This is a genomic window from Paenibacillus sp. NPDC057967, from assembly GCF_042887015.1.
Lineage (GTDB): Bacteria > Bacillota > Bacilli > Paenibacillales > Paenibacillaceae > Pristimantibacillus.
This window is the reverse complement of sequence record NZ_JBHVQB010000002.1, coordinates 456,860-477,670: the sequence shown is the minus strand read 5'-3', so window position 1 is coordinate 477,670 and position 20,811 is coordinate 456,860. Positions and strand designations below refer to the sequence as shown.

The 20,811-nt window shown below is 53.8% G+C and carries 17 protein-coding genes; 1 reads left to right on the top strand and 16 read right to left on the bottom strand.

The genetic code is table 11. The features are described from left to right. Positions 1-19 precede the first annotated feature (19 nt). The 6 genes from ACFVSO_RS06600 to ACFVSO_RS06575 form a co-directional block, all read right to left on the bottom strand. Positions 20-832 carry a carbohydrate ABC transporter permease gene (locus ACFVSO_RS06600; RefSeq protein ID WP_387471335.1) on the bottom strand — a complete coding sequence of 271 codons (813 nt, stop codon included), beginning with the start codon at positions 830-832 and terminating at the stop codon, positions 20-22. A 10-nt stretch (positions 833-842) separates the two neighbouring features. Next, on the bottom strand, positions 843-1,805 hold the full coding sequence (locus tag ACFVSO_RS06595; protein ID WP_387471333.1) for a carbohydrate ABC transporter permease: 963 nt from the start codon (positions 1,803-1,805) through the stop codon (positions 843-845). A 31-nt stretch (positions 1,806-1,836) separates the two neighbouring features. Continuing rightward, a complete protein-coding gene (locus ACFVSO_RS06590) occupies positions 1,837-3,138 on the bottom strand; it encodes an ABC transporter substrate-binding protein (RefSeq protein WP_387471331.1) in 1,302 nt (433 codons plus the stop codon). 155 nt (positions 3,139-3,293) lie between these two features. Then, positions 3,294-4,451 (bottom strand): response regulator transcription factor, encoded by a 1,158-nt coding sequence (locus ACFVSO_RS06585; RefSeq protein WP_387471329.1) that lies wholly within the window; start codon positions 4,449-4,451, stop codon positions 3,294-3,296. Continuing rightward, entirely contained in the window at positions 4,444-6,171 is a 1,728-nt protein-coding gene (locus ACFVSO_RS06580) for a sensor histidine kinase (RefSeq protein ID WP_387471327.1), read from the bottom strand. Before ACFVSO_RS06580 ends, ACFVSO_RS06585 begins: the two co-directional genes overlap by 8 nt. 64 nt (positions 6,172-6,235) lie before the next feature. Beyond that, positions 6,236-7,957, bottom strand: coding sequence for an amylo-alpha-1,6-glucosidase (locus ACFVSO_RS06575; protein ID WP_387471325.1), 1,722 nt, complete (start codon positions 7,955-7,957; stop codon positions 6,236-6,238). A 263-nt stretch (positions 7,958-8,220) separates the two neighbouring features. Here ACFVSO_RS06575 and ACFVSO_RS06570 point away from each other — a divergent pair, with 263 nt between their 5' ends. Further along, positions 8,221-8,805: a hypothetical protein gene (locus ACFVSO_RS06570; protein WP_387471323.1), complete on the top strand. Its 585-nt coding sequence runs from the start codon at positions 8,221-8,223 to the stop codon at positions 8,803-8,805. A 138-nt stretch (positions 8,806-8,943) separates the two neighbouring features. Here ACFVSO_RS06570 and ACFVSO_RS06565 read toward each other — a convergent pair whose 3' ends face one another. From ACFVSO_RS06565 to ACFVSO_RS06520, 10 genes are all read right to left on the bottom strand, one after another. Beyond that, positions 8,944-9,594, bottom strand: a complete 651-nt coding sequence (locus ACFVSO_RS06565; RefSeq protein ID WP_387471321.1) for a nitroreductase family protein — start codon at positions 9,592-9,594, stop codon at positions 8,944-8,946. 90 nt (positions 9,595-9,684) lie between these two features. Continuing rightward, the gene (locus ACFVSO_RS06560; protein ID WP_387471319.1) at positions 9,685-10,320 is read right to left on the bottom strand and encodes an NAD(P)-dependent oxidoreductase; all 636 of its coding nucleotides are present in this window, start codon (positions 10,318-10,320) and stop codon (positions 9,685-9,687) included. 28 nt (positions 10,321-10,348) lie between these two features. Beyond that, positions 10,349-11,215 (bottom strand): VOC family protein, encoded by an 867-nt coding sequence (locus ACFVSO_RS06555; RefSeq protein WP_387471317.1) that lies wholly within the window; start codon positions 11,213-11,215, stop codon positions 10,349-10,351. Positions 11,216-11,401: 186 nt separating this feature from the next. Then, a complete protein-coding gene (locus tag ACFVSO_RS06550; protein WP_387471315.1) occupies positions 11,402-11,653 on the bottom strand; it encodes a glutaredoxin family protein in 252 nt (83 codons plus the stop codon). A gap of 21 nt (positions 11,654-11,674) precedes the next feature. Further along, positions 11,675-13,921: a heavy metal translocating P-type ATPase gene (locus tag ACFVSO_RS06545; RefSeq protein ID WP_387471313.1), complete on the bottom strand. Its 2,247-nt coding sequence runs from the start codon at positions 13,919-13,921 to the stop codon at positions 11,675-11,677. A gap of 387 nt (positions 13,922-14,308) precedes the next feature. Next, on the bottom strand, positions 14,309-15,427 hold the full coding sequence (locus ACFVSO_RS06540) for a Gfo/Idh/MocA family protein (protein ID WP_387471311.1): 1,119 nt from the start codon (positions 15,425-15,427) through the stop codon (positions 14,309-14,311). A 73-nt stretch (positions 15,428-15,500) separates the two neighbouring features. Beyond that, a complete protein-coding gene (locus ACFVSO_RS06535; protein WP_387471309.1) occupies positions 15,501-16,805 on the bottom strand; it encodes an MFS transporter in 1,305 nt (434 codons plus the stop codon). 391 nt (positions 16,806-17,196) lie between these two features. Beyond that, positions 17,197-18,411 carry an NAD(P)/FAD-dependent oxidoreductase gene (locus tag ACFVSO_RS06530; protein WP_387471307.1) on the bottom strand — a complete coding sequence of 405 codons (1,215 nt, stop codon included), beginning with the start codon at positions 18,409-18,411 and terminating at the stop codon, positions 17,197-17,199. Positions 18,412-18,414: 3 nt separating this feature from the next. Further along, a complete protein-coding gene (locus ACFVSO_RS06525) occupies positions 18,415-19,152 on the bottom strand; it encodes a methyltransferase domain-containing protein (protein ID WP_387471305.1) in 738 nt (245 codons plus the stop codon). Beyond that, complete coding sequence (locus ACFVSO_RS06520) at positions 19,145-20,326, bottom strand: type III polyketide synthase (RefSeq protein WP_387471303.1); 1,182 nt, start codon at positions 20,324-20,326, stop codon at positions 19,145-19,147. The genes ACFVSO_RS06525 and ACFVSO_RS06520 overlap by 8 nt, the downstream gene beginning before the upstream one ends. Between the last annotated feature and the right edge of the window lie 485 nt (positions 20,327-20,811).

The following is a 20,811-nucleotide window of genomic DNA, read 5'->3' as shown; positions in this document are numbered from 1 at the left end:
GTCAGAACCCTTCTTGGGCTCACCCTTTAATGCCCGTTCCCGCAACGCCTTCCACGATATGCTTCTGCGCCATAAAGAAGATAGCGAGCGGCGGGATGCAGATGAGCGTCGTTACGGCCATAATGCCTTCCATATCAACGCCGTACATGCCGCGGAATTGCGCCAGTCCAAGCGTCAGTGTATATTTGCTTTGATCGTTCAGGAAGATCAGCGGTCCAAGGTAATCGTTCCAGCTGTTCAGCATATGGAATACTCCTACCAGTACCAGCGCCGGCGTCATAAGCGGCGTTATGATACGGAGGAATATTTGCACAGGATTGGCCCCGTCGATTCGAGCCGCTTCCTCCAGCTCCACCGGGAGCGTCATAATGAACTGCCGCAGCAGGAAGATGAAGAATGGAGCGCCAAAGAACGAAGGCACAATGAGCGGCTTCAGCGTATTGATCCAGCCCAGATAGTTAAATTCCATATAGAGCGGAATCATCGTCACTTCCCACGGAATCATCATCGTCGCCAGGAGCAGGATGAACAACGCGTCGCGTCCCTTGAACTTGTATCTCGCAAAGCCGTAAGCGACCAGCGCAGAGGACAGCAGTTGTCCGATCAGCGACAGGCCCGTGACGATCAGCGAGTTTTGGAGAAACAGACTAAAAGGCTGGGACGTCCACGCCTTGGCAAAATTGTTGAAATGAAGCTCCGACGGGAGCCATTTCGGCGGGAATAGATACAGCTCCGTTGGCGCCTTCAGCGATGTCGTCAGCAGCCAGAAGAAAGGAGCCAGGAACAAGGCGGACAGGAGCGCCAGCAGCGTATAAATGATGACTTTTTTCATGCGCGTCCCCTCATTTCGCTTTCTTTTTGTTGCCGTTCTGCTTCATCTCGCCCTCGTAGTACACCCACATGCTGGAGGACTTGAATACGATCATCGTCAGCGCCAGCACAATCAGGAACATGAACCAGGCGTTAGCGGAGGCATAACCCATCTTGGAATATTTGAAGGCGTTCTCGTACATGTACATTGCGTAAAAGTAAGTGGACCGCATCGGTCCGCCGCCTGTCAGCACAAGCGCCAGCGTCAGCTGCTGGAACGCCGCAATAATCGTCGTAATCAGATTGAACAGCACCGTCGGGCTGAGCATCGGCAGCGTAATGCTGAAGAACTGTCTGCCGCGTCCCGCTCCGTCTATGGAAGATGCCTCATAGAGCTCCTTCGGAATGTTTTTGAGTCCGGCAAGGAAAATCAGCATCATCGTCCCTTGCCCCCACAGGCTGGCGATGACGATGGCCACCGGCGCCCATGTCGTATCGTTGAGCCAGTCCGGTCCCGTAATGCCGAGCAGCGACAGGAAGTAGTTCAGAATGCCGTATTCGCCGCTGTACACCCATGCCCAGATCATCGCCAGCGCTACGCCCGAGATGACTGATGGGAGATAGAAGATCGTGCGAAATATCGCTTTGCCTTTGACATTCTGGTTGAGCAGCATCGCAAGCCCCAGCGCAATGATGATATTCAGCGGCACGAATAGCGCAGCAAACTTGAGCGTGACGCCCAGCGATGTCCAGAACATCGGATCTTCCGTGAACATTTCCGAATAATTGCGAAAGCCTATAAACTCCACCTGACCGACAACCGGCCAGTCAAAAAAGCTGATAACAAGCGAAAAGAGGAGCGGCCCCAGCGTGAAGGCGAACAGACCAATGATCCATGGGAGAATAAAGAGGTAGGGTGTTGCCCTACCCCATTTGATCTTGCTTCGCCGTTTCGCCGCTTGCGGGGGGATGATCGCTGTCTCGTGTGTGCTCATGTTAATTCCCCTTTCCCCGGCACTTTCTATGTTATTTCAAAAACTTCTCCGACTCCTTCACAGCCTGGTCCAGCATCTCCTGCGGATTGTTGCCGAGCATGATCGCTTCCACCGCAACCGACAGATTCCGGTTGATCTGACTCCAGTTCGGATGCAGCAGGAACGCTGGCGCATTCGAGGAGCGCTCCAGCATCGTATAGAACGGTTTGTACAGCGCGTCTTCCTTGAAGCCCTTATCTTCTACAATGCTGATGCGGATCGGCAGGTCGGCCGTTCTCATCTTGATCGCTTCCGCGGAGACGTAGAACTTCACGAACTCCCATGCCGCTTCCTTATACTTGGAATCCTTGGCGATGGAGACGGCGGATTGCGCCAGCACGCCCTTCACATCTTTGCCCGGGAAGGTTGGCGGCTCGACCGTACCGACGTCGATGCCCGCTTCCTTGAAGCCTTCCAGCGGCCAGATGCCGCTTTCCCACATGGCGATTTTGCCGGCTTTGAAAATATCGTCGCCACTCTGCTGGTTTTTGCCGCCGACGAGCACGCCATAGCCTTCCTTCACTGCTTGGCCGAGCACGCCGATTGCTTCCGCTGTTTCCTTGCTGTTCATATAACCGTCGATAGCGGTACCGTCATCGCTGATCAGGCTGCTGCCGTTGCTCCAGACGAAGCCTTGCAGATCGTAGGTGTCGTTGTCGGCACGTACGCCAATGCCGTATTGCTTCTTGCCCTTGTCTGTCAGCTTCTGGGCCATTGCCTTCATGTCGTCCCATGTCCAACCATCCTGCGGATACGGGATGCCCGCATCGTCGAACAGCTTCTTGTTATAATAAAAGACCCTTGTCGTAAAGCCCGCCGGCAAGCCGTACAGATTGCCCTCTACTTTGTTGTAGGCGAACAGGCCCGGATAGAAATCGTCGATTTGCAGCGTTTCATCCTTCTCGACAAAGCCGTCCAGCGGCTCCAGCGACTTGTAGTACGTCGGGAAGTCCCACATGTACATCACATCCGGAGGGTTGCTTGCGCCGAAGCCCGCCGCCAGCTTCTGGTCGAAGCCGTCGCCGTAAGGCTCCACCTGCACCTTGATGCCGGGATGCGCCGCTTCGAACTTCTTGGCGATCTCCTGCTGAATCTTCAGCGCTTCTCCTGTATCCCAGGTTGCGAAGCGAATCGTAGCGTTGCCTCCATTGTCTTTCCCTTCATTTTGCGAGTTGGTGTTGCCCTTGTTCTGATCCTTGCTTCCCTCCGAATTACCGCCTCCTCCGCTGCAAGCGGATAGGGCCAGCACGATGACCATCATGATTGCGGTCAGGAGCATTGCGGACTTCCTCATTTCGAATTCCCCCTATGTGGTGTAGGATCGTTACCGGTCCAAATTAATTGAACCGCTTTCATTGTAGCTCGAATGAAAGCGGTTCAAAAACGTTCACGCGTCCGCTCTTAGGCATCCGTTTGTTCGATAACGGGCGAGCTTCGCGAATTTGTATGTTAGGATTCTCCTTTTTGTTGGCCTCGATACTGGCTCGGGGTCATGCCGCTTGAGCGCTTAAACCATTTGCTGAAATATTTGCCGTCGATGAGACCAATATGCTCTGCAATATCCTGCTGCGTCAGCGTTGTATGGGCCAGCATGTCGCGGGCGGCGCGCAGTCGCATCCGGTGGATGAAATCAACGAAGTTCTCCCCCGACACCTTCTTGAACAGCGTACTGAAATGGCTGCGGCTAAGCCCTACGCGATCCGCCACATTGCTGACAGACCAAGGATAGCGGAGATCCTTCGCCACAATGGCGACCGCCTTCTGCAGCGCCTCAGGCCATGACTCCGCATGGATGCCGTAGCTTCGGTCTCGCTCCGCCTTCGCATGCAACGAACGGACGGTACGCAGCCAGCCTTCCATCCCGAGCTGCGCGCCTTCCTTGTACCAGCGGAAGGACGGGTCCTTGCCCAGCCGCTCCATCAGCAGCGCATCCAGTTCCTCCTTCAGCTCAGGGGCAAACACGATGTAGCAGCGATTATGACCGCATAACATCGTGGCGGCTCCTTGCTTCTCTGCGAGCGCTGCCGCAAGCTCGCTCAGCCCTTCCTCCTGCTGCAGCAGATAAATCTCATGCGCGCCCTCCATCCAGCTCCATTCAGCAGCCCAGCGCTGCCGGAGCCGCTCCATAAATTCCGTTTCATTATGCGCCCCGTATACCCAGCCGCAGAACATATCGTCCAGACGGCCGGTGGCTTTCTCCACTCGCGGTTCGGCCGCCAAAGCGGACAATTCATCGCGGAAACCTCCGAGCAGCCGCTCCATCTCCTCATCCTCAAAGGCGGTCTTAAGCAAATAGCCCGCCACGCCCAGCTTGATGCCCTGCTGCGCATATTCAAAATCGCGGTGACAGCTGAGCAGCAATATTTTCGTATGGGGAGCCAGCTCCTTGATTTTGCGCGTCAGCTCGATGCCGTCCATCTCCGGCATGACGATATCCGTGATGACGACCTCCGGACGATGCTCCAGAAAGCTCTCCCACGCCTTGCGGCCGTTCGGCACATCCGCGACGACTTCCATGCGGAATTCGCTCCAGTTCACCGTAGCCCGCAGTCCTTTGCGGACAATGCTCTCATCATCGGCGATCAATACCTTAATGGGTTCATTCATGCGAAGCCGACTCCTTTCTGGGCCATACGATCACAATAGTTGTGCCTTGCTCCGGCGTTGATTCGATGGATAGTCCGTATTGCGGGCCAAAATGAAGCCTGAACTTCTGATCGACATTGGCGACGCCAAGCCCGCCTCTCGTCGTCCGCTTGCTGCCCGGATTAAGCAGCGCACGCGCTCGCTCCTCCGTCATGCCGCGTCCGTCGTCCTGGAGCGTCAATCGAAGCAGCTCCTGCTCCTCTTGCAGCTTCAGCTTGATCGAGCCTTCGCCGTCCTCAAAACCATGGAAAAAGATATTTTCGAACAGCGGCTGCAAGCTCATACGCGGGATGAGCGCTTCTGCCGCCCCTTGATCGACATCCGCCTCATAGCTGAACATATCGCCATAGCGAATGCGCTGGATATGGAGGAAGTGATCGATCATCGCCAGCTCTCGCTCCACCGTAACAAGCTCCTGCGTAATGTCCAGATTGCCCTCCAGCACCATCGTCAAATGATAGAGCATCTTGCGAATCTCCTCATTGCCTTGGAGCCGTGCCTTCCACTGGATCGAATTGAGCGTATTGAACAGCAGATGGGGGTTGATCTGGTAATGAATCGCTCTCAGCTCCGCCTCTTTCTTCTGCTGCTCCGTACGGGTCACCTCATCCAGCAGCGTCTGAATTTGGCCGACCATATTGTTGAAGCTGCGCCCCAGCACGCCAAGCTCGTCTTCCGAATCCACCTCGATCCGGGTTTGAAGCTTGCCCGCTCCCGCCTTGTTCATGGAATCCTTCACCCGCTTAATGCGCGAAGTGAATCTCGACGCAAGCAAAAAGGCCAATATCAACGCAAGCAGAACAGACAGCGCAAGTCCGACTGCCGTATAGGAGCGAATGACATTCGACGATTGATAGAACGTCTCGTATGGCAGGCGCGCCTCCACCGTCCAATCGTTCTCTGCAAGCGGCTGCGACCAGATCACATCGTCAGGCTGCGGCTCCCTGTCCCCTAGCGAATCATAGATGACTTTCCCCGCGCCGTTACGAATCGTAAGGGAAGCGTCCATGTCGCGTTCGAAGCGCTTCAGCTGATCGTAGATATCGTCAGCTTCCATCTCAATCAGAATGCTGCTTTCCTTCAGAGGCCCTTCCTGGTTGCGAATCGGTACGACCAGCCCCATCACCTTGCGCGAGGCATCGCGATAATCGGCGCGGTAATGATGCGTCTCGTACAGGCCCGTCCAGTATTGTCCCCGGAATTCGGGGCTGATGCCGGTCCACCAGCTTTCCTGCCGCAATACATCTGGTATCAGCGTGTTTTCGCCATAGAAATAACCGGACTTGGTGACGATGAATACGCCGGCATGCATTTCGGTTTTAAGCGCTTTCAAAAAATCTTCCAAATTGTTTTTTTCTTGAATTTGCGAATAGGACTTCGGCACTTCTTCCGTAATGACGCTTTTGGTCGGGTCGAGCAGATAGGAGTGAATATATTCAGCCGTCAGCCTCATCTGGCGAAGCTGGGCGTCGATTTGGTATTGAAGCTGGGATACCGCATTCTCCCCGTATTTGCCGAACTGCACATGCAGCAAATCCGAGGAGGTGCGGTATGATAAGAAGCCCAGCGACAGCAGCGGTATAATGGCGACTACCAGAAAAAAAGTGAGCAGCTTGAAGCGTATGCTCTTGCGCGGAAGCTGCAGTCCTCTCCGAATCCAGCCTTGCGGCGTTCTGTCCACGCTAGTCGCCTCCTCCGGGCATCATGCTTGTGTATCAGAAGTGTATCATGCCGGATGCCTCTCTTCAAACGGTGGAAATATGTTCCTTAGACGCATATTCATTCGCCAAGATGAGGAATACGCTGGACGTCCAGGTAAACGCCCGGTCCCGCAAGCCTTCGCCGGATAACGCGTTATAATTCTCGGCCATGCCGTTGACACTCGCCATGCGGCAGAAGCGTTCCGCAGCCGTTCCTGCAAGCCCGCTCTCTCCGGCGCTAGCCAGTCCGTCGGCCAGCAGCATCATGACCGGCGCCCAGATCGGTCCGCGCCAGTAGCCGTCCGGCGAATAATAGGCACTGCCGACGCTTTCGGTAGCAAAGCCATGCTCCGTCAGGAAGCGCCCTTCTTCCTCCAGCCCTGCAAGCAGATGACGATAGAGCGGCTCCGGAAGGCGCTTCCCGAGAATAATCGGCATATACATCAACAGGCTGTCCCCGCCGCGCTCCAGCTGTTCATCGCGAACCCACGCACTTAATGATGTTCCATCCCAGAAGTGTTCAACCAACCGGTCCGTAAGCGCCTTGGCGCGATGCTCCCATTCTCTTCCTTCGTCATGCTTGCCCAGTTCATGGGCAACCTTCGCCAGCGTTTCACACTGAAGGATGAGGAAGGTACATAGATCCGGTGTCTCAATCGGTCCGCCGAAGCGGAATACGGTACTGTTGTCCCAGCCGCTGTCATTGCCGTGCTGGTACTCTGGAATGCCGTTCCCGTTGTCATCGCGTTCCTCGAACCACCAATTCGTCCATTTCACAAGCGGCTCGTATACTTCCGCAAGCTGCTCCTTGCCGATCCAGCCGGACCGCTCCAGCATCCAGTTCAGCGTCCAGCCGTGGATAGGAGGCTTGCAGCAATTCCACAGTGCATGCTTGTCATTGATAAAGTCAGGCAGCGCTCCGCTTTCATCCTGCGCATCAAAGAAAATCATAAATTGATCCCAGGCCAGCTCAGGCTGATGACGGATTAGCGCCATGGCGTTGAAGCAGTGATCCCAGCTCCATATATTCGTCATCCAGTTCTTCGACATATACATAGCTGGCCTCGTCAACATGCCACGCTTCGGCACGACGCAGGACCAGGTAATGTAAGCCGCCAGCTTGCGCGCCTCGCTCCACTTGCCGTCTGACGGCAGCGTGCGGCTAAGCCATTCCCGGTACTCGTTCCCCGCTTCCCGCTTGCAAGCCTCCAGCATCCGAGTTACCCGGATCGGCGGACGCACTGTCCAGAATTGCTCCAGCTTCACTTCAGCCAGTCCGCTCTCCATATCCCTGCGAAGCTCGACAATGACATGGCTGCACTTCGTCCCCGACCATGGCGCGTCCACCGCCAGCTCGCCCGAGACGCTCTCCAGCATGAAGCGCGACTCTGTCGAGAAATGATTCACTTCCCAGCGTCCGTCCTTCATCGGCGAAGCGTAATCATAGCCTCCGCTCACAAGCGTCAAACGGATGTCGACCCCGCAAGAGAAGAGCTGCATCGTTAGCTCGCCCGTCACACAGCATTCCGCATACCCTTCCGCTGCCAGCAGCCGCACGCTTTCTGGAGATGCAATCACCTGACTGCTGACTGCTTCACCCTCATGGATAAGCTCCAGCTTAAATACCGCTCCATGGCTGTTGTCCCCGCCATGCACCGTGCGAATATAGATACCTTCCTCCAAGTCTCCCTGCTTCTTCAATGGAGATACAACAAGAAACGACCCGTAGCGGCTATAAGGCACTTGATGAAGATCATAAGTAAACATGGTCGGCAATTCCCCCTCGCATCAATGCAAATCTACTTTAAGTGTAGAGGAATTCGGTTCGTTAGCAGACTTGCATCAGTCGCTTATTGCTCTCCATTTTGTTCGGCCTGAGCTCCAAAAGCGCTTACATTCGTTCTTTTGTTTGCCTCGTTTCTCCTTTTTGTCTTTAAAAAATGCTATATGCTAGCTCATCCTTCTACGTATAATAAAGGATAATTGAAGTATATATGGGTAATTTAGGATATAAGAGGGAGGGTTGTACAATGTTAATCAAAAAGAAAAGGACATTGTTTTCATTGGCCTTGGTTTTGATCCTTGCAGCAGCAGCTTACTATTATTTTGCCATTTATCATTCTGTTCGTGATATATCTTTGGCTGGATCTTATGAATGGCATCCAACATCACAAGCATTGTTCTCAGGTGCTGATTTAGTTGTTGTAGGAAGTCCGATTAAAGACTTTGAGGATCGTGAAGTGCTTTCGAAAGAGACTTCAACGGGTATTCTTATGTATATTGCCACTTCTACAGAAATTAAAGTTGAAAAGGTATTAAAAGGGCCGAAAGAGGATGCTGTTGATCTTAATGTAATTGAGCCTGTTGGTTTAAAACAGACTTTTAAAGGTAAAGAAAGAATCACAATAGAAGGATATACAGCCATGAAAAGAGGCAGTCAATACTTGATATTTTTAAGCAAAAACACTTTTGGTCAATACGGTGTCATTAATATGCAAGCTGGTAAATTCAATCTTGATGGAACAGATCCAAATGAACTTTCAGGAGAAGAATCACATAATAAACAAAGAATATTTACAGAAATAACAACAGAATTTTCTAATGAATTAAAATGAGACGGGGATACATCTCCACTATTCCTTAACTAATCACGTAGAAAATAAATGTAGCCCGGTCAATTCGACCGGGCTACATTTATTTTTCATTCTATATTTACACGTTCACTTCTGTGTAAGCCTCAATAAACTTGCTGCTTATTTAAACACTTTCACACGCTCTTCAAGCGAACCGAATTGCTTCTCGCCTGCAGGAGTAACCGGCTTGCCGAACGGCATCTGAGCAAGCAGCTTCCAGCCGGCAGGAATGTTCCATTCTGCTTTTACCGCTTCGTCAATCAGCGGGTTATAGTGCTGAAGGGAAGCACCGAAGCCTTCAAGCTCCAGCGATGTCCAGATCACGAACTGCAGCATGCCGCTCGATTGATTGGACCATACCGGGAAGTTATCCGCGTAAGCTGCGAATTGTTTTTGCAGGCCTTCCACAACGGTTTGATCCTCGAAGAACAGCACTGTTCCGTAGCCGGCACCAAACGCATTCATCTTCTCTTGCGTTGGAGCGAATTGATCGGCAGGCACGATCGCCTTCAATGTATTTGTAGTGATCTCCCACAGTTTTTTGTGTTGGTCGCCCAGCAGCACGACAACTCTAGCGCTCTGCGAGTTGAACGAAGACGGTGTATGCTTCACCGCATGATCGATTACTTCATGGATGCGCTCGTCAGATACGACCCCTTCATTGCTGATGCCATATATAGAGCGTCTTCCCTCAACGGCCGCGTAGAAGTCCATTGCTGCCGCTTCCGAATTTTTATTTCCTGCTCCAAATAAAGTGTCCATAATTCCCATTTTAAGTTCCCTCCGATTGGTTGTTCTTGTTGGTGTATGACATATTCCTTATCCAATAAAGCTTTATCTATGTGTAACGCGCCAGCCCGCTTACGCTTCGCCGACAACGGTGTATCTTTGGTTGAGATGTATCGGGTTTTCGATTTCATCTACTACCGCAATAGCATAGTCGGCATAGCTGATATAGCTGTCGCCTTTGGAATTGACAAGCAGATGATCCTGGCCGGATTCATACGCGCCTGTTCTTCTGCCTTCCGCATGGAAGAACGCCGAGGGACTAAGGAATGTCCATGTCACATCTTGCTGGTTCTGGAGAATTTCCAGGTTTTTGCCCTGATTCTGCGCTGTCGCCAGATAAGCCGCAGGGAAATCCGGCGTCTCGAATACGCGGACCGACTTGGCTTCGTCAACAAACAAGCTGCCTGCTCCTCCTACGACGAACAGGCGCACCGAAGTGCCTTTCAGCGCATCGATAAGCGCATTCCCTGCATCCACATGAAGATGCTCTTGACCGGGCGCAGCGCCAAACGCATTTACGACTATATCGAAAGAAGTCAGATCAGCTTGCTTCAGATCAAATACATCCTTCTCCAGCACGGCTGCGCCCGTTACTTGCACGCTCGCCTTGTTGCGGACAATCGCTGTCACTTCATGGCCTCTGCTAAGAGCTTCCTGTGCGATCAGCTTGCCTGCTTTGCCGCTTGCTCCGACGATACCAATTTTCATTGCTTTATACGCTCCTTTATTCGTTGGATCAGATTGCTGCTACTAATTGTAATGCTATTCCATTCGGGTCCTTCGTCCACCACGATCCCTCTCGCAGCTCCAGTTCTACGCCTAGCCGCTTCGCCCGCTGAACCGTCTCTTCCAGCTCAGTTGCATTCGGCACGATTATCGTAAAATGCTCGATACCCGTACCGTTTGGCTTCACAGGCGGCGCACCGGCTCCAGCCCATACATTAAGTCCCATATGATGATGGTAGCGGCCAGCCCCGATAAAGAGAGCGCCCATCTGCCGCATCAAATCCGCCTCTACCTCGAAGCCGATCGCATCGCAATAAAATTGCTTGGACTTATGAAGATCGCCGACATGGAAGTGGACATGGCCGATGACGGTGCCGTCTGGCAGCCCGTTCCACTCGCTTCCCTTCGCTTCCGCAAGCAAACCTTCCCAATCAATGGGATCTGTCGCCATCTTCACAAAGCCTTGCGCATCATATTCCCATTGTTCCCTCGGACGGTCCCGGTAAATCTCAATACCATTCAAATCCGGGTCAGATATATACAGCGCCTCGCTGACCAAATGATCCGCTTGCCCGATCTTCGCGCCTGCATCCATCAATCTGCGAAGCGACAGGCCAAGATCCTTTCGGGTCGGCAGCAAAATTGCAAAATGATACAACCCGCTCGATGAACGGAGCGGCGTAATCGACGCGTTCGGCACTTCTTCCAGCACCAGCAGCACGTTACGGCCGTCGGCAGTCAGCTCTGCTATGCTTTCGGTTCGCGACAACACGCGGAAGCCGACAATATCTTCATAAAACTTGAGCGAGCGCTCCAAATTGCTGACTCGCAATTTGACTTCGCCTAAGCGCGTATCGGCATGCAGCTTGTTAGCCACGCGATCACCACCTTGTTTTTCACTTGTTACTTACTATTTGTAATTAAGTATATAATCAATATATACTTCAGTCAAGTGTTATATTTTCCTCCAAAAGTAGAATGCCCTCTTGCCGTTATTTCAAGCCTGCACACGCAAAAAGGATCAGGGAAACCAGCGTCCCCCTGATCCTGCATCTGGCATGATTTAGTTCTGGCTCTGTCCGGTCAGAGAAGCGATCTCGGACAGATTATCGGCAAACCCGATGAATACATGGCCGTCAATGACGATCGTCGGAACAACCTGCTTGCCTGTCAATTGCCATACTTCCCTGCGGTACGCCTCCTCTTCCTCGCACCTCAGCTCCGTATACGACAGCCCGCGCTCTCCAAAATACCGTTTTGCAAAGGCACAATCGCTGCAAGTGGGAATCGTATAGATTTTTATGGAATGGTCCATTGAATATCCCTGCCTTCCGAGTTATATCTTCATACGCTGCAGACGGAGCGCATTCAGTACAACGGATACCGAGCTCAGCGCCATGGCCGCGCCCGCCACCCATGGGGCCAGTAAGCCAATCGCCGCGATCGGGATGCCCAGCGTATTGTAGCCAAGCGCCCAGAACAGATTCTGCTTAATGTTCGACATTGTCTTGCGGCTCATCATGATGGCATCCGGAATGCTGGACAGATCGCCCCTCATCAGCGTCACATCTGCCGCTTCCATCGCCACGTCAGTTCCAGTGCCAACCGCCATGCCGACATCTGCCGTAGCCAGCGCCGGTGCATCATTGATTCCGTCGCCGACCATCGCTACCTTTTTGCCCTGTGCCTGCAGCTTCTTCACTTCCTCGGCTTTGCCCTCCGGCAGAACCTCAGCAAGTACATGATCGATGCCGACTTCGGACGCTATCGCTTTGGCGGTCCGTTCATTATCCCCTGTAATCATGACAACCTCAATGCCCATGCTTTTCAGTCTCGCTATTGCAGCTGGCGAGGAATCCTTGATCGTGTCCGCTACTGCAACCATACCTGCATACTCGCCGTCCACCGCTGCCAGCATCGCAGTTTTGCCTTCCATCTCAAGTGCCGTCATAGCCTTCAATGCGTCTTTCGCTTCTATTTGATAGCGTTCCATCAGCCTTCTTGTACCTACGAGCACGTCCCGGCCATCGATTGTCGCACTTATGCCGAAACCAGGGATGGCTTCGAAGGATTGTGCATCTACAAGCTTGATACCGCGAGCTTCAGCGCCTGCTACAATGGCTTCCGCAAGCGGATGCTCCGAGCCTTTCTCTGCCGATCCTACCAAACGCAGAAGCTCTTCTTCGTTCCATGCCGTTACGACATCTGTCAGCTCAGGCTTGCCTTTGGTTACCGTACCTGTCTTATCCAGAACAACCGTATCGATGCGATGAGTACCTTCCAAATGCTCGCCGCCCTTGAAGAGAACGCCCAGCTCTGCCGCACGGCCGGAGCCCGCCATGATCGAGGTTGGAGTCGCCAGTCCAAGCGCACAAGGACATGCGATAACCAGAATCGCAATGGCCTTCTCCAGCGAGCCGCCGAAGTCGCCCGGCGTTACGATAAAGTACCATACCAGAAATGCCACAACAGCTATCGCTACTACAATAGGTACAAAGATGCCGGAGATGACATCCGCAACACGCTGAATCGGCGCTTTCGAGCCTTGCGCATCTTCCACAACCTTAATAATTTGCGCCAATGCGGTATCTTTGCCGACCTTCGTCGCTGTAATGCGCAGCAAGCCGTTTTTGTTAATGGTGGCGCCAATGACATGGTCGCCTGTATTTTTCGTAACGGGGATACTCTCGCCCGTCAGCATGGATTCATCTACAGCCGAGCTTCCTTCAAGCACCTGGCCGTCTACCGGAATTTTTTCGCCCGGCTTCACAATAACAATGTCGCCTTTTAGCACTTCTTCAATCGCAACGGCGCGTTCTTCACCGTCGCGAATGACGAGCGCTGTCTTCGCCTGTAAACCCATCAGCGACTTGATGGCTTCCGAGGTCCGGCCTTTGGCCAGCGTCTCAAACAGCTTGCCAAGTACCACGAGCGTGATCAGAACGGCGCTAGTCTCGAAGTACAGGGACGGGCCGTGTTGCACAGAATGGCCGTGATGCGCGGACGCTCCGTCCGCCCACCACTGAAGCGTCAGGTAGATGCTGTAGAAATAAGCCGCCGATGTTCCCAATGAAATCAGCACATCCATGTTCGCGCTTCGGTTGCGAAGCGCCTTATAGGCTCCCTTGTAGAACGGCGCGCCTACATAGAATTGTACTGGCGTAGCCAATACTAACTGGAACCACGGATTCATGAACAAATCCGGTACGTACATCCATGTAGTAAATGAGAAGTGGCCGACCATACTCCAGAGCAGTGGAAGCGAGAGTAGCGCAGACAGGATAAGCGTCAGCTTATGCTTTCTCGTCTCACGGGAACGATGTTCCTGCGTCTCTTTCTCTTCTGCCTTCAGCGCCGCGGCATAACCCAGCTGCTTCACCTTGCTCTGCATATCTTTTACGGAAATCTCCGAAGACGAGAAGCTGACGCTGGCGGTCTCCATTGCGAAGTTGACGCTGGCCTGAGACACGCCCGGCATTTTGTTAAGTCCCTTCTCAATGCGGTTAGCACAAGCCGCGCAGGTCATGCCGGATATATCAAATGTCACTTGATCGTTGCTTGCCGTTAAAGCTTCCTGTTTCATATTGAACACTCCTATGCTTCTTGATCAATTTATAAGTTCATCTATTCCTCACTTCTTCACTCCGCATCAGCTTTCGCTCTCTTATCGGGATGGATGAGAAACCTTTCATTTCCTGTCGACATCATCAGTATACCCCGTACCCCTATATTCGTCAACGAAAAATTACAATACCCCCGTACCGTATTTTATTGTTATGAAAAACCGTCTTGCTGCCTCGTTTTTAGTAGTTTTTAGTATGGTCTTATTTCTCATTAACTAAAAAATAACCTGACATACGCGCTAGGCGCAGAAATGTCAATCCTTCTATAGCATGCATAAAAAGCCTTGAAGCACCTATTTGATCATAGGGTTCAAGGCTTTCACTATAACAAGAGATCATATTTCGTTCTATTCCACCGATCGAACCGGCACCCAGCGCCGCTCCTCCACTGCCTGCATGACAGCCTCCATAACAGACTGTGCGTAATATCCGTCGGCAAAGGTAGGCGCGTCGGCTGATGCTTCCTCTGTACCTTCCTTTCGGTCGATGATGCGGTCGATCCACTTCCATACCTCATTGCGGTCCGTCAGCCGCCAAGGCCTGAAGCTCGTCTCCGAGGACGGTTCGTCTTCATTCCACGCAGGGAGACCATCCTCCCGAAGATCCACTACCGTCTTACCGCCTTCATGCAGCGTATAAGACAAAGCGGAACCTAGATGGCTGACGGCAAATTCGATAATGCCGAGTTGTCCATTCAGATGAATACGAATCGTCTGCCCCTTCGTCCCCTGATGCTCGATCCAGCTCGTACGGAACGTATGCTGCGCACCCTGCAAAGAACGGGCTAAGAAGATGACGGCGTCCGCCGCCGCATCCGGGTTCATATCCCGATGCGCGAACGTGGCATCCGCGCTAACTTCCGACAAGCCGTCTCCGGTTACATATTGTGCCAAATCGATCAAATGAGAGCCTAGATCCGCAAGTACGCCGCCTATGCCGCCCTTCGCAATGGAGCCTCTCCACCCCGGAGGCCCGGCGACGCCATAGTCTCCTGTATATTCAAAATGCCCGGATTGCAGCCGGCCGATTAGACCTTCCTCTACCATTGCCTTTATTCGGCGCACTCCGGGATGTTCCCTGTACGTAAAATTAACGCCATGGATCATTCCGCTTCTCTCCGCGAAACGCATCATCTGCTCCGCTTCCTTCAAGTTAAGCGCCAATGGCTTCTCGCTCATCACGTGGACGGCCCGATTCATGGCCGCTTCCGCGATCGTCACATGCACATCGTTGGGCGTAATGATACATATGCCGTCAAGACCCGCTTGCTCCAGCATCTCCTCATAAGAGCCGAATACATGCGGAATGCCGTATTTGTCCGCCATCCGTCTCGCGCTTCCGCCGCCTTCGCTGCATATGGCATGCAGCTGCGCATTCGGATGCATCTGAACGACCGGCAAATACCACAGGTCTGCAAACCAGCTTGCTCCGACTAATCCTATTTTCACTTGCTCCTGCTCAGCCAACCGCAATCCCTCCTCGATTGATGTTGTCTTGCCGTCAATTCCTGCGCAAGCGCCAGGCCTATCCTGCAACAGTCTATTGCTCAGGTCCCGACTCGCGTCTTGTCTCTATTGTAGTATAGGCTGCGCCTTGTTGCACGGAAATGCCTGTTCCGGATACTTTTTGTACAATAATGACTTTGCGCCAAAGCAGCCCCCCTAAGACAAGACTCAATAAAGCCATAACGATGACACCGGCGATGACAGCCACTTGAAGCGATCCCCACTCCGCCCATAATCCGAGCACAATCGTCGTCAGCATAATGAGAATGGCTTCGATAAAGCCGTTCATACTGCCGAATCGGCCCATCATCCCCACCGGAATGTTGTTTTGATAGAATGTCGCAAATCCCGCATTGGCGAAGGCGATAAAAAACGCAAGAATAAAAAATCCGGCTGCCGCCATTCCAAAAGCAGAGGAGGTCGCATACAGCAAATATCCTCCGCTTACGCCAAGCACGCCGAGTCCAATTAATGCCGCTGACGGCACTCTTCCTGCCACCAACGTATTGACCAAAGCGCCTGCGATAATGCCCGCTCCGGAGACGCTTACCAGCATGCCGTAGCTGCTCTCCGTCAGACCCAGCACCGTCAGGGCAAATACCGCCTCCAGCGAATCGACAGCCGAAGCCATGACCATCATAATAGCGCCGAACAGTAGGCATACAGCCGTAATGTATATGTGCGAGCGATAGAATCTCAGCACTGTCCCCCAGTCCGCCCTGATCACGGACCATTCCAGCCTAGCTCCACCCTTTTGAGCAAATACACCCTTCTCCAAATTTGGCATAAGCAGCGTAATGAGCCCGGACAAGAACATCGCGGCGGCATTGATATAGATCGCCATAACCGGAGAGCCTGCAAGAAACAGCAGTCCAGCAATAGCCGGACCGATCAGGAAAGCGCCGGAGCCGATCAGCGCATTCAGCGAGTTGAAGCGCGGTCTTTGGTCTGGCGGAATCAGCATCGTAATATACGTGCCTGAGGCCGGTCCAAACACAGAACCCGCCATTTGAATAAAGAACACCAGGACGTATATATACCAAATAGACGAATTGAGGGGCAGAAGAACGATCAGCCCTGCCCTTGCTACATCCAATATCGCCATCAAGCTGCGCTTGTTCGTCCGGTCAATGAGACTGCCCGCCCACAAATTGCTGGCCAGCGTAGACAACGGACGGATCAGATAGAGTATGGACACCGCTAACGCGGACTGCGTCATATCATACACAATCAGATTCAGCGCGATAAAATAGATCCATCCCCCGACATTGGATATGCCGATGCCGAATAATAGAATGAACGGATACTTCCACTTTTCCAACCAAACATTCCTCTTCATAGATGTGGCTCCCTTCACCTCATGATGATCAACAACAAAAAAATCCCACCCCCAAGACTTTTGGTCTTGGGGGCGAGATTGATCATCGCGGTGCCACCCCATATTCGCCAGCCTGTCGCCAAGCCGGCCTCTTCAAGTACGGCATGAAACATGCTTATACTCTAGCCCTATAACGGGAGCACCCGTCACACCATCCCGGGGCTGGTCGCACCCGTTCCAATGTGCCGCTCGGAGGCTTGGTTCGGCCGTATGTCCGATGACCCCTTCGCAGCTGGCGGAGCTCTCTGTACAGGGACATGAAGGCTTACTCTTCTCGTCATTGCATTTGTGATACTCTACCAGATCGCCCCGCCGGTTGTAAACCACCCATTTACAAAAAATGATCGCAACGCTAACGGACACGCAATCTCGTAGCTTGAATCATGCCTCTCGCCGCCCGCGGGGCCAGCCTTGCAAGCGCAGGCAGCGCACGGGACAGAAAAGCGGAGCTGAGCAGAAATTCTGCGAACCGTCCCCAACGCAGCGGCCTGCTGAATTCCCGCATAATGGCCTCCTTATATTCACGTTCCCAGTCGCCGAGCGAAAGTTCACCGCGCAAATATCGGTCTGCATAATCCGAGCAAAGCTCAGCGGAGCGCAGCGCCATCGACATGCCGTCCCCGCACAGCGGCGGAATGCGGCAGATGGCATCGCCGATTAGCGGAATGCCGCTCCATGCCACTGGACGCATGCTGATTCGAACAGGCGATACGGCGGCGGCTGTATCAGGCAGCGGAATTAGCGCCTCAATCCTTTCACGTAGAGACGGATGGCGGCGGGCCGCCTCCTCCAGCATCGCGGATACGGAGCGGTGCTTCGAGGGAATGTCGTCTCGATCAAGCAAGGCCGCGATATTCACCTTTCCATCCTCCACTCCGTTAATCCCTGTGTACCCTCCCTGGAAGAAATACAGCTCTACTGCGCTATTCACCTGTACGCTGAGCGGAGTGGGATCTGCCATCCGGTAATGCATTTTCACACCGACAAGGCCCGATACTTGGGCCGAACGGCCTGAGCCCCTGTCACGGCTGGTCAGATCGCTCTTACGTGAACGAGACGGCCGGCTCCCGTCCGGTCGCTCGCTTGCCTGTCCTGCCCCGCCCCAAGCCGCGATAACCGCACGCGCACGCAGCACTTCTGTCTGGCCTTCGCTTCGCAACGTCAGCGAATAGTGCCCATCCTGCAGCTCCGCCGACAGGACGGTTACGCCTTCCCGAATCCTTGCGCCCGCCGCCTCAGCCTCCTGATGAAAGGAGGCATCCAGCCTATAGCGGCTTATGCCAAGTGCTGCACCCGGCAGCGGAAGCCGGATGACACCTCCATTCTCCAGATACAAGCTCGTACGGGTAATCAGACTAGGCGACAACCCTTGTACGGCCTTCAGCAATCCAAGCCGGGCAAGCGTCTCCTGGGATTCCGGCGACAAAAATTCTCCGCATACCTTATGCCGCGGGAATCGCTGCCGGTCCAGCAGGACGGTGTTCCACCCCTTCGAAGCAAGCAACTTCGCTGCCGCGCTGCCTGCCACCCCGGCGCCGAGCACCGCGACATCATAGATCGTCGTCATGGGTCACCACCTCCCATGATGCTTGCTGCCATCCTTCCTAATCATGACCGAATACCGGAACAACGGCCGCCAGACATATTTGAACGACGATGGACCAAGCGATAACGCCTTTCGCAGCCTCCCCCAGTCGTCTCCCCGGAAGCCTTTGGCAACGGAGAGGGGTCCGTCATGCCGGATGTAAGGATTGCGTGAAATAAGCCGGGTCGCCAGCCATACGGACAGCCATGATACGGGATGACGATGGATATCATTAATAACAACGCCAATGCGCGATGCCCGCATCATCTGCCTGACCGCCCGTTCCAGCTCATGTCCGGTGAAATGATGCAGAAATTGAGTGCCCGTCACCACATCCGCCGAATCGGCCTCCAGCTCGAACAGATCGCCTTGGCATACACGCACCCGCGACTCGTTCCAAAAGTACAGGCTTGCCTCCTTCACTGCTTCCTCGGTCGTATCGACAAGCGTCACATTAAGGCGTACCCCCTCCTCCAGCGCCCATTGGAGAAGCTTCCTGTTCACATCTCCCGAGCCGGCCCCGATATCCAGAATCGACAGCTCCTTGGGTGAACCCGCCGCCTTCCACAATCGCTTCACGCCGTATAGGGTCGGGGAAGCTGCGCCGAACAAGCGGTTCAGCCGGCGCAGATGAACCAGCGCTTCTTGCAGCTCCGGTCCGCCCTGTGTCCTATCGTCCATGTATTCGGGCTTCAATTCCCGATTCTGAAGAGCTTTAAGCATAAGCATCAGCCTCTGGAACGCCTTCTAACGAACCTCCCGCCTTGCGAGCTTGCGGAGTTGGCGAATAAGCGATGCGGATCATCTCGGCGGTGACGCCGGGGCCGAAGGCAAGCGCCACGCCCGCCTTGTAGCCGGCCTTCTCTTCGCGGAGCGTTCGCTTCATCTCGCTCAGCACAAACAGAATCGTAGCCGAGGACATATTGCCGTAATTCCGCAGTACCGTTCGGCTGGCGGAGGTCTGGCCATCGCTCAGCGCAAACGTCTCCTGCAAGGTGTCGACAATGCCTCTGCCGCCGGGATGGATAGCCCACAGTTCCGGCTTTGGCACACCATCTAGCAGTCGGTCCACTTCGGCTGGAACATGCTCACCGATCAGCCGGGGGATCGATGGAGACAGGTACAGGTCGAACCCATGGTTGCCCACCTCCCAGATCATCTCCCCCGAGCTGCCGGGCAGCAATACCGATCTCTCGTCTCCCAGCAGGAATACGTCCCGGTGATGTACCTCCGGTCTCCCCACTACGCATGCGGAAGCGCCGTCCCCGAAGAAGGATGCGCCATATAGCGCCTCCCGATCGCTAGAGGGCTGGATATGAAGCGTGCATAGCTCCACGCATACGACCAGCGCCTTCGCACCGCTCTGATTCTCAACAAGCCCTTTGGACAAACAGACCGCCTTCAAGCCCGCCGCGCAGCCGAGGAACGTAAGCGGTATCCGCGCAACGGTCGGACGGAGCCCAAGCTCTCCTATTAACGCGGCGTCGAGTCCCGGCAGAAATTGTCCCGTACAGCTCACGGTAATTAAATGCGTAATGTCCTCCGGATGTGTCCCGCTATCCGCCAGCGCCTTCAATGCCGCCTCTGCCGCAAGCGGAACCGATGACCGCTTGTACACCGCCATGCGCCCGCTTGTCGAAGGCACTTCCGCTTGCCCGTCCGCACTCGGAAAGTACCTGCAGCTTGATGCGGGCTCAAGCAAATTCGGCTCGCAGGTATAGCGGCTCTCGACGCCGCATTGCCGGAATATTCGCTTCGCCCACCGGCTGGAATCCGAATGTCCGGCACTTGTCAGCGCCTCCGTCAGCCTGCGGGACGTATCCTCCTGATCCATTCGATAGGGCGGCACCGCCGTCCCCAGTCCCAATATTGCCGCATCCGATTGCTCTATGCTCATTATCGCATCCCTCTTTCCCTCTATATTCAGACTTGTCCCCCAATCTGACCGTCAGACAAGCCGCCTGTTAAGGAAAGTGTATTCGAGCTTGTACGGGATTATGAAGAAAGACGGCAGCCATATAAAGCAGAGTCTCTTTCTGAATAAGATTTAGAGCCAAGGAAACGCAAAAAAGTCCCGTCCTTGCAATTGGCAAGAGGCGGGACCGGATGCGGTCTTATGCGAGTTAAGAATGGTCTCCCGTGGAGTGGCGGAGCTTCAGCTCATGCGGCACCCAAATCTTGACGGGTATCGTATATCGCCGGTTCAAATAGTCGAGCAGCGTACCCGCCGCGTACATTTAAGCGTTTCTGGCACCGCTAAACTCCTCAAACACCCCGTTTCGCGTTTCTCACATCACTATTTCCCTCCAATCACACTTCTCGCGCAAATAAGCGTTTTTTACTCTACCAGTTTCCTCTAACTCCCCCGATGCGCCAGTCGGC